General features: G+C 65.7%; 5 protein-coding genes. 1 reads left to right on the top strand and 4 read right to left on the bottom strand.

Going from position 1 to position 8,552, the window contains the following annotated elements; genetic code table 11:
• Positions 1 to 599: 599 nt before the first annotated feature.
• Positions 600 to 1,559 carry a crotonase/enoyl-CoA hydratase family protein gene (locus KXR53_RS33605; protein WP_437379988.1) on the top strand — a complete coding sequence of 320 codons (960 nt, stop codon included), beginning with the start codon at positions 600 to 602 and terminating at the stop codon, positions 1,557 to 1,559.
• A 91-nt stretch (positions 1,560 to 1,650) separates the two neighbouring features.
• Here the strand turns inward: KXR53_RS33605 and KXR53_RS33600 are convergent, their stop codons facing one another.
• The 4 genes from KXR53_RS33600 to KXR53_RS33585 all read right to left on the bottom strand — a co-directional run bounded on the left by KXR53_RS33600 (position 1,651) and on the right by KXR53_RS33585 (position 8,497).
• On the bottom strand, positions 1,651 to 4,131 hold the full coding sequence (locus KXR53_RS33600) for an ATP-binding protein (protein ID WP_437379987.1): 2,481 nt from the start codon (positions 4,129 to 4,131) through the stop codon (positions 1,651 to 1,653).
• A gap of 306 nt (positions 4,132 to 4,437) precedes the next feature.
• Positions 4,438 to 5,298, bottom strand: a complete 861-nt coding sequence (locus tag KXR53_RS33595) for a sensor histidine kinase (RefSeq protein ID WP_437379986.1) — start codon at positions 5,296 to 5,298, stop codon at positions 4,438 to 4,440.
• Positions 5,299 to 5,433: 135 nt separating this feature from the next.
• Positions 5,434 to 6,195 (bottom strand): histidine kinase dimerization/phospho-acceptor domain-containing protein, encoded by a 762-nt coding sequence (locus tag KXR53_RS33590; RefSeq protein WP_437379985.1) that lies wholly within the window; start codon positions 6,193 to 6,195, stop codon positions 5,434 to 5,436.
• Positions 6,196 to 6,361: 166 nt separating this feature from the next.
• Positions 6,362 to 8,497, bottom strand: a complete 2,136-nt coding sequence (locus KXR53_RS33585; RefSeq protein WP_437379984.1) for a GGDEF/EAL domain-containing response regulator — start codon at positions 8,495 to 8,497, stop codon at positions 6,362 to 6,364.
• Positions 8,498 to 8,552 lie beyond the last annotated feature (55 nt).

The raw sequence follows: 8,552 nt of genomic DNA, 5'->3' as shown, positions 1-8,552 counted from the left end.
GGTGCAGGCCCGGCCGGCCCCGGTGGCGGCGCCCGTGCCCGCGCGGGCCCCGGTGACGGTGGCGCCGACCCGGGTGGCGGCGACCGCCCCCGCCGCGCCGGCGCCGGTCCGCCGCCAGGCCAGCGGGCTTCCTGCCGGCTGGTACGTGCCCTCGGCGCCGGTGAAGTAGCGGGACGGGCTGACCTCAGCTTGTCGCCGCGCCGGCGGCGCTGACGGCCTCGGGCGCGTCCAGACCGAAGACAACAACGCCAAATGGAATTCTCGGGCCTCAGCCGGAGCCCTCCGTGGCCCGGACGCGCCTGTCCCCTCGAGCGCTGCATACCTCAAATAGTGGAGGGGTGCCGAATTTGATGGCGCTCCATCCCTATTTTAGGTCGGTTCAGACAAAATACGATTTTGTGCATAGTTTGTCGCAAATACTGCTTTGGCATAAAATATCAATAAAAATTATTGGATTTTATAAAAGCAATATGCCGGTAATTGATCCGGGTGGCCAAGATAAGCGGAAATGCACAGAATGATCTGCCGCTCCGCAGAAAAAGACCTCCCTTGCTGACGATCGGGCTTGAAGCGGTCGGCATCAACCGAAGGAGCACGAGATGACCCCCAGCATCGCCATTCCCGAGCCAACTCAGCAGCGACCCCCCGTGTTCGGACTACAGTCGCAGCTGCAGGGCCGAGAGCCTGCCCATATCGAAGTCTCCCGCAACCATTACCGCAACCTGGTCGTGGAACTCGACCCGGTCGACCGGATCTACTGGTGCATGATGCGTCCGGAGGGGCGCCCGAGCTTCACGCCGGAGCTGCTGCGGGACATCAATGACATGCAGCGGTCGCTGCAGCGGCTTTTCGCGAACCGGGCCGACGAAACCCAGACGCCGTTCGACTACTACGTGTTGGCGTCGAGCATTCCTGGAATCTACAACCTCGGCGGCGATCTCAGTCTATTCGCCGAAAAGATCCGGGCCGGCGACCGCGACGCGCTGCGCCGCTACGGCTATCTCTGCATCGAGGCGATCCACCGCAACGCCATCGCGTTCGATCTGCCAGTCGTCACTATCGCGCTGGTACAGGGCGATGCCTTGGGCGGCGGCTTCGAAAGTGCTCTGGCGCACGATCTGATCGTGGCTGAGCGCAGCGCCAAGATGGGTCTGCCGGAGATCCTGTTCAATCTGTTCCCGGGCATGGGCGCCTACAGCTTTCTCTCCCGTCGGCTGGGCGTGGCGGCGGCGGAGCGGATGATCGCGAGTGGCAGGATCTACTCCGCCGAGGAATTGCATGAGATAGGCGTGGTCGACGTCCTGGCCGATGATGGTCAAGGACGCGAGATGCTCCGGGAGTACCTCGTCCAGCATCGCCGCAAGCGCAACGCCCTGTCGTCGATGTATCAGATCCGGCGGCGGGTGAACCCGGTGACGCTCCAGGAACTGCAGGATGTGGTCGAGATCTGGGTCGACGCGGCTCTCCGGTTGGAGGAGGCGGATCTCCGCAAGATGGCGCGCCTCACGGCAGCGCAGGATCGGCGTCGTGGACCGGTGATGCCGCTCGCCGCCGAGTGATGGTAACCGGCATCGTCCGTCCGCCGCAGGGAGGGGTGGACGGACGGTTGGCCGGCCTTGCCGGAGGCCAGCTCCGTGCCTCTCCAGATCGTCAGCCGTTCGTCGCGGACCGTGCGGCCGCGCCGCGTCGCCGCAGGAGGACCGGCCGCACGCGTTCCATCTCGGCCGCCAGGCGGCTCACATGGGCCGGGCCGTGGCGGACGAGATCCACGCCGCTGATGCCCTGCCAATCCTGACAGAGATCCGACAGGCCGCGGGCGCCGATATTCGCGGCCGCGCTGCGCAGCGCATGGCCATTGGCCCGGAACTGCTGGGCATCGCCCCTTTGCACCGACGCCCGCAAATCCCGGGCGATCGTCTCGATATCCGCCAGGAAGTCGTCGATCAACTCGATCAGGAAATCGTTCCCGCCCAGCGCCTCCAGCCGGTCGAGAACGCGCATATCGACCGCGGCCGGGCCGGCCTGCGGCAGCGTCGTCACGTTCTCCGGCAGGGCCGGCGGCGGCGCGGCCGGGGCCTTTCCGCTCAGGAGATCCTCGATCGCGGCGATCAGGCTCTCGGGCTCGATCGGCTTGGTCAGGCACGCGTCCATGCCGGCCTCGGCGCAGCGCGCGGCGACGCCCGACGTGGCGTCTGCGGTCAGCGCAATGATCGGGATGCGCGGCCGATCCAGCGCGGTGAAGCGGTACAGCTTGGTCGCCTCGATGCCGTTCATCACCGGCATGTTGATGTCCATCAGGACGATATCGAAGATCCGGGCGTCGAGCGCATCCAGGGCCTCCTCGCCATTGGCCACCAGCTCGACCTGATGGCCGGCCCGCGTCAGCATCTCCCGCAGCACCTTCTGGTTGATGCGGTTGTCGTCGGCCACCAGGATCGCCAGGCTGCGCTCCGAACCGGAACGGTGGCGAATGGCCGTGGCGTCCTGCCGGCCGGATGAACGTCCCGCCTGGGCGATGCGGAGGGCGGTCTCGATCGCCTGTCTGTCCGCATCCGCGAGCAGCGTCGTGACGAAGACCTCCAGCAGGTCGCGCGGCAGGGCCTCGCCCGCAGCCGGATCGTCGAGCAGAATCGACCGGACGGCCGGCGCCGAGCGCAGCGCGGCCAGGACCGTCGCCCGGCGCTGCGGATCGTCCGGCAGGGCCGGTCGATCCACGATCAGGACAGCGGCGGTAGCGGTGGAGCGCAAAGGCGGCCAAGCCAGCGCGGCATCGATCGAGCCGAAAGTCTCGATCGTGCCGGCCATAGTCGTCAGCGGCGGCATCAGCCGGCCGATCAGTGCCACGTCGGCGGCGACCAGTCCGAGGTCGGGGATCGGTTCAAGGGTCGCCTGGGCCTCGGCATTAACGGCATGGTCGAAGTCCAGCGTGAACCAGAAGGTGCTGCCGACGCCGGGGGTGCTGTCGACGCCGATCTCGCCGCCGAGCATGATGACCAGCCGCTTGCAGATGGCGAGGCCTAGCCCTGTGCCGCCGAACCGGTCCATGATCGAGGCGTCAGCCTGCCGGAAGCTCTCGAAGATATGGCTGGAGGCCTCGGGCGCGATGCCGATCCCGGTGTCGGAGACCTCGAACCGCAGCCGCGGCCGCTCGCCGGCCTCCGTCTCGGGCCGGACGGCGACCATCACGCCGCCGGTCTCGGTGAACTTGACGGCGTTGCCGAGGAGATTGAGGACGATCTCCCGCAGATGCCGCTCGCTTCCCCGCAGCCGAAGCGGCACGCGGCGGTCGATATGGATGGCGAGATGCAACCCCTTGGACTGGGCCTGGGTTATAACCATCGCCCGCATCTCGGCCAGCAGGGACGGCAGGTCGAAATCGGCAGCCTGCACCGTCATCTGCCCGGCTTCAATCCGGGAGAAGTCGAGAATGTCGTTGATCAGGGTCAGCAGCTGCTGTCCGGCGGAGACGACGGTCTGGGTCATCTCCCGCTGCGATGGGTCCAGCCTGGTGTCGTGCAACACCGATCCCATGCCGATGATGGCGGTCAGCGGCGTGCGCAACTCGTGGCTGACGCTGGCCAGGAACAGACTCTTCGCCTGGCTGGCCTCCTCGGCCTGTTGCTTCGCCTTCGACAGCTTGCGGATAAGGATGCCGGCGTAGAGCGGCAGGATGACGATCCCGACCAGCAGGCCGAAAGAAAGACTGAGATTATTACGCCAGAAGGGAGTGGCGACGATGACCAGGCCGAAACCGATGAGGCCGACTGCCATCGCCAGATAGAGATAGCGGATGCCGAAGCGGAAGCCGTTGCCCAGTATCGCCCACAAGTAGATCGGGAAGAATATCGACGACATACTGCCGCCGAAATGCAACTGCAGCGACAGGACGCCAAGGTCGCCGATCAGGGCCAGCACCCGCCGGGAGACGCAGCGCTGCGGATACACAGCGATATGCACAAGAAAGCCAAATCCGGCCGCTAGATACGCGGTCGGCAGGATCAGGTCGCGCCATCCGCCGCCCGTCAACAGCACATACATGAAGATCAGCAGACAGAAGGCCACACGGTTGTAGCCCATCTCGTGCTCGCTGTCCGGACGGTTCCGGTAGCGCTGCACGATGCGCTTGATCAAGGATATCAATCCCGCCTGTCGTCTAACGTCGATCATCGATCGCAAGGACTCCCGCCCATCGGCGCGCTCATGCCGCCCGACGGTGATCGTTCTGCATCATTAAAGCCGAAATCAGGCGCCATAAGAACCCATCTCTCCGCCGGGCAGCCCCGCGTCAACGCCCGCAACTATTGGTTCGATATTGGTATGATGAAATGGAATCTTTGAACCTCGTCACAATGGAGCCCGGGGCTTATCTTGAGCTGCTCTGAAGTGTCCGTCCCCTCAGAGATCGTGTCCGTTCAAGATTGACGAGAGCCCCTGCCGTCATTTCGTGTCCCGCGGCTGGTCGCCGAGGGATTGTTGATTCTGCGATTGATTCCGCAGCGGATGATCCTGCACCTCGATCGCGGGTTTTGCATCGGTCCCCTCGCTGCGGGAAGCGGCGGAGATGTCGTTGATCAGCGTCATGATCCGTTCCCCGGCGGAGACCACTCGCCGCGTCATCTCCCGCTGTGAGGGATCGAGCTTGGTATCCTGCAGCACCGATCCCGTGCCGACGATGGCGGCCAGCGGCGTACGAAGCTCATGGCTGACGCTGGCCAGGAGAAAGCTTTGTGCCTTGCTTGCGGCTTCAGCTTGTCGTTTGTCCTTGGACAGCCTCCGGATCATGGGCGCGGCGCAAAGTGATACCAGCAGCATGCCGCCGAGCAGTCCGGCCGACAGGGCCGTCTGCTCGCTCCAGAACGGGTTCGTCGCTATAACGGCGCTGAAGGTGCTCAGTCCTCCGACCGTAGCGACAATCAGGAAGGGGATGCCGAAGCGGAAGCCGTTCCCGAGGATGACCCAGATGAAGAGTGGGAAGAGAAAGGCGGCTGTTTCTCCTCGGATATACATCTCGCAGAACAGGACGCCGAAGTCGCCGATCATGGCGATGATCCGACGCGTGATGCAAACCTGCGGCTGGCGAAGGATGTGACCGAAGACCAGAAGGCAAAAGCCGATATACACGGCGTAGAGGACGAATTCCTCGAAGCTGAGGTGCTTGGTCGCAAGCAGGTAAACCAGCGTCGCTGTCGACAGGCCGATGCCGTTGAACCGCATCTCGTGCTCGCTGTCCGGCCGGGCGCGGAGGCGCTGGAGAATGTGTCCCACCAGGGATTGCGGTTGCTGGCTGCTGTCTGTCATCGTCACAAGCACTCTCAACGCCGGCGGTCACGCCGCACGGGACTGAACCGAACCGTCAAGGCCTGAATGAGGAGTCACAAGATCTTCTCTTATCAGGCCGGCCCATCAATCGTCGAAGCCGATGGTCCGGCGCCATCATAGCCCGGAGTGATCACCATCCGCAGCGCCGTCGTGCGCCCGGCGCTGATTGCCGGGACGCGGCTGCCGATCCGCATCGGTGCCATCGATGCGGGAGACGGCGGAGATGTCGTTGATCAGGGCCATCAGCCGCTCCCCGGCCGAGACCACCTTTCGGGCCATTTCCTGCTGCGCCGGATCGAGCTTGGTGTCCCGTAGCACCGATCCCGTGCCGACGATCGCGGCCAGCGGCGTGCGCAGCTCATGGCTGACGCTGGCCAGCAGAAAGGCCTTCGCCCGGTCCGCGGCCTCGGCCTGCCGTCTGGCCTGAGAAAGCCTACGGATCAGCGGCACGGCACAAAGCGATACCATCAGCATGCTGCCGATCAGCCCGGCCGACAGGGTCGTCTGGGATTGCCAGAACGGCGTGGTGGCCACCAGGGTGCCGAACGAGGCTAGAGCCACGGTCGTCGCCAGGGCCAGGAACCCGATCCCGAAGCGGAAGCCGTTGCCCAGGATCACCCAGAGAAAGATCGGGAACAGGATCGTGGTGATCTCGTCGCCGAGATGCATCACCCAGAACAGGGAGACGAAGTCGTTGAGGATGGAGAAAATCCGGCGCGGGCGGCAGACCCCCGGATACAGCAGGATATGGGCGAAGACGCAGATGTTGAGGCTGATGTAGACGAACAGGACGACAATCGCATTCGGGTCGTAGCCGCCCCTCCCGAGCAGATAGAGCAGGATCGCGATCCCGAAGCCGGTGCCGTTGAACCGCATCTCATGCTCGCTGTCCGGGCGGGTCCGGAGGCGGTGCGCGATGCACCCGAGCAGGGATCGCGGTTTTGTCTGTTCTCTGCTGTCGGTCATCTGCCCAGGCACTCCACCCTGCGGCGCGGCCGCGCCGCCCCAGGGCATATGGACGCGTCAAAGCTTGAATGAGCGATTATGAGGCCTGTGGATCCGCCGTCCAGCCCCGCACGAACTCCCGGAGCTGGTCGTCCGGCATCGGCTTGGCGAAGTGAAACCCCTGGACCTCATCGCAGCCCAGCAGGCGGATCGTCTCGAGCTGCTCGGGAGTTTCCACCCCCTCGGCGGTCACGTCCAGGCCGAGATCATGGCCCAGATTGGTGATGGCCCGCACGATCGCCGCGTCCCCAGGGCTGGTCTCCAGGTTGCGGATGAAGCTGCGGTCGATCTTGAGCTGGTTGACCGCGAAGGTCTTGAGATAGCTCAGCGAGGAATAGCCGGTGCCGAAATCGTCGATGGCGAAGCGGACGCCGAGGCCGCGCAGCTCCTCGATCTTGCTCGCCGCCGACTCCGCATTCTGCATCAGCACGCCTTCGGTCAGCTCCAGCTCAAGGGCCTGCGGCGCCAGGCCGGTGTCGTCCAGCGTCTGCCGGATCAGCCGGCAGATGTCCTGCTTGCGGAATTGCAGCGAGGTCAGGTTGACGCCGACTCGCAGCGACAGCCCGTCCCGGGCCCAGGCGGCAGCCTGGGTGCAGGCTTCGCGCAGCGCCCAGGTGTTCATGGCGATGATCAGGCCGCTCTCTTCCGCTGCCGGCAGGAACTGCGCCGGCAGCAGCAGCCCCCGGCTCGGGTGCTGCCAGCGCATCAGCGCCTCGGCGGCGACGATCCGGCCGCTGCGCAGGTCGATCTGCGGCTGGTAGTGCAGCACGAATTGCTCGCTCTCGACCGCGGTCCTGAGCTCGGCTTCCAGCACCACCGCATCCTGGATGCCGGCGTTCAGCTCGGTGGCGAAGAAGCGATACTCACCCGGCCCGTCCGCCTTGGCCCGGTACATCGCCAGGTCGGCGTTGCGGAACAGCTGGTCCGGGTCGCCGCCGTCCTGCGGGTGCAGGGTGATGCCGACGCTGGCGGTCAGCGACACCGTGCTGTCGTTTCGGATGTGCGGCCGGGCGATCTCCTGCAGGATCTGCGCCGCCGCGGCGGCCGCGTCCTCGCTCCGCGCCGGCCCGAGCTGCAGCACGGCGAATTCGTCGCCGCCGAGCCGGGCGACGATGTCTCCCGGCCGCGCCGTCAGGTTCAGCCGCCGCGCCACCTCCTGCAGGATCTGATCGCCGAAATGGTGGCCCAGCGCGTCGTTGATCGATTTGAACCGGTCGAGGTCCAGGAAATGCAGCGCGAAGGGGGCGTTGGCGTCCTGGGCCAGGATCCGCCGGATCCGGTTCAGCAGATGCACCCGGTTGGGCAGGTCGGTCAGCGCGTCGTGATTGGCCAGGTGGTGCAGATGCTCTTCGGCCAGCTTGCGGTCGGTGATGTCGAGCGCGGTGGTCAGCACGCTCACCACCTGGTTCGACGCGTCGCGCAGCGGCGCCTTGCTGGTCAGGAACACCTGCCGCACGCCGCTGCGCTCGACCACCTCCTCATAGCTCGGCAGCGGCTCGCCGGAGGTGAAGACGAGTTGGTCCAGCTGCCGGCTGTGCTCGCCGCGCTCGGCCCCGAACACGACGGCGACGTCCTCGCCGACCAGGGCCGCGGGGGTCGAGCCGCTGATCGCCGCCTGATAAGCGTTGACGAAAACGCAGCGGCCATCCCGGTCGGCCGCGCTGATCATCGCCGGCAGGGTGTCGATGACCTGGGCCAGTGCATCGCGGCTGTTGCGCAGCGCTTCCTCCTGGCTGCGCTTGGTGCGCTCCAGCTCGCGCTCCAGCGTCGCGGCGCGGCGCTTGACGCGCTGCTGCTGCCGGCGCAGCCGCAGCAGGTTGCGGGCCCGGGTCATGAACTCGTGATGGTCGACCGGGCTCTGCAGGAAGTCGGTGGCGCCGGCCTCCAGCGCCTGCAGCCGGAAGCTGCGGTCGTCATAGGCGGTGATCACGATCACCGGGACGTCGGCGACATGGGGGTTGCTGCGGAGGCGGCGGGTGAATTCGGCGCCGTCCAGGTTAGGCATCTTGTAGTCGGCGATCACCAGGTCCGGGGTATGGCCTGATATCCAGTCCAGTGCCTCCAGCGGATCGCCGAACGCCTGCACCGTCACCTGGCTCTCAAGCGAGGTGGCCAGCTTGGAGAAGATGTTCCGGTTGGTGGGCCGGTCATCCAAGATGACGACGAGCGACATTCCCGCTTCTGCACTCCCTGTCGCACCCGATGACAGCCGGGTGGTATGACCACCA

Origin of the sequence: Inquilinus limosus (genome assembly GCF_051487185.1) — a bacterium.
GTDB classification, from domain to species: domain Bacteria; phylum Pseudomonadota; class Alphaproteobacteria; order DSM-16000; family Inquilinaceae; genus Inquilinus; species Inquilinus limosus_F.
This window is presented reverse-complemented; position numbering and strand designations above follow the sequence as displayed.